The sequence below is a fragment of the Sphingomonas sp. FUKUSWIS1 genome (assembly GCF_000733135.1).
In the GTDB taxonomy this organism is placed as follows: Bacteria; Pseudomonadota; Alphaproteobacteria; order Sphingomonadales; family Sphingomonadaceae; genus Sphingomonas; species Sphingomonas aerolata.
In genome coordinates this window covers 14,087-15,530 of sequence record NZ_JPJC01000258.1, presented here as the reverse complement: position 1 = coordinate 15,530, position 1,444 = coordinate 14,087, and the positions used below count along the sequence as shown (strand labels likewise).

The window sequence follows — 1,444 nt, the reverse complement described above, 5'->3', positions numbered from 1 at the left end:
GTCGGGCGAACGCGCCCCTTCCCCGCCCCGACCAGGATTTGTAGGACGGTACCATGACCGAGCTCGACCCCCAGCAAGCCGCCGCCCGCATTTGGTTCGAATCGCTGCGCGACCGGATCTGCGCGGAGTTCGAGACGATCGAGCGCGAGGCCGGGTCGGATGCCGTGTTCGACTATACCCCCTGGGACCGGATCGATCCGTCGGGTGAACCCGGCGGTGGCGGCGTGCGCGGCGTCATGAAGGGCAAGGTGTTTGAAAAGGTCGGCGTCAACGTCTCGACCGTCGGCGGCATTTTCGAGGGCGAGTTCGCCAAGTCGATCCACGGCGCGGGCGAGGATCCACGGTTCTTCGCGACAGGGATCAGCCTGGTCGCGCACATGGCCAACCCGCACGTCCCCGCGGTGCACATGAACTGCCGCTTCCTCAACACGACCAAGCGCTGGTTCGGCGGCGGCGGCGATCTCAACCCGCCGCTGCCGATCGCCGAGGACACCGCCGATTTCCATGCGACGATGAAGGCCGCCTGCGACGCGCACGACCCGGCCTACTACCCGCGCTTCCGGGACTGGGCGGAGACCTATTTCCAGATCCCCCACCGCAAGGTGAACCGCGGCGTCGGCGGGATCTTCTTCGATCATCTTGACGGCAATTTCGATGCCAATTTCGCGTTCACGCGCGACGTCGGCGAGGCGTTTCTCGACGCCTATCCGCGGATCGTCCGGCGGCGGATGGACACGCCGTTCACACCGCAGGACGAGGCCGCGATGCTCGAATGGCGCGGTCGTTATGCCGAGTTCAACCTCGTCTATGACCGCGGCACGCTGTTCGGGCTGAAGACCGGGGGCAATATCGAGGCGATCCTGATGAGCCTGCCGCCCCGCGCCACATGGTCGTGAGCGGGGGCCGGTGGCGCTGATCCCCGTCGCGGACGACGTGCTCGCCACGATCGTGACCACGCTCGAAATGCCGCGCAAGCCGCCGCTCAGGCCGATGCCGACGTCGCGACTGCGGCTGCTGCGCTGGGAGCGGCCGACGCTGGAGGGTTATCGCGCGCTGTTCGCCCGGGTCGGATCGCGCTGGCTGTGGTTCTCGCGGCTGGCGATGGACGATGCCGCGCTCGCCGCGATCCTTCGCGATCCGGGCATTGCCGTGCATGCGGTGATCGATCCGGCGGGGATCGAGGTGGGGATGCTCGAACTCGACCTGCGCCGGACGGGCGCTTGCGAGATTTCCTATTTCGGGCTGATCCCCGAACTCGCCGGCCAGGGACATGGCCGGTGGCTGATGGCGGAGACGCTTGCGCGGGCCTGGACCAGGGGTGTCGAGCGGGTCTGGCTGCACACCTGTACGCTCGACCATCCAAACGCGCTCGGCTTCTACCGCGCGCAGGGATTCGTCGCGACGCGGCGGACGATCGAGACCTTTCCCGATCCGCGCGCCACCG

Annotated in this window: 2 protein-coding genes; both read left to right on the top strand. The window is 67.7% G+C overall.

What is annotated here, in order from left to right; genetic code table 11:
- Nucleotides 1-53 precede the first annotated feature (53 nt).
- Nucleotides 54-896, top strand: coding sequence for an oxygen-dependent coproporphyrinogen oxidase (hemF, locus tag sphsw_RS16415; protein WP_031441572.1), 843 nt, complete (start codon nt 54-56; stop codon nt 894-896).
- Nucleotides 897-906: 10 nt separating this feature from the next.
- The coding region (locus sphsw_RS16410) for a GNAT family N-acetyltransferase (protein ID WP_042467586.1) at nt 907-1,444 on the top strand (538 nt) is incomplete at its 3' end.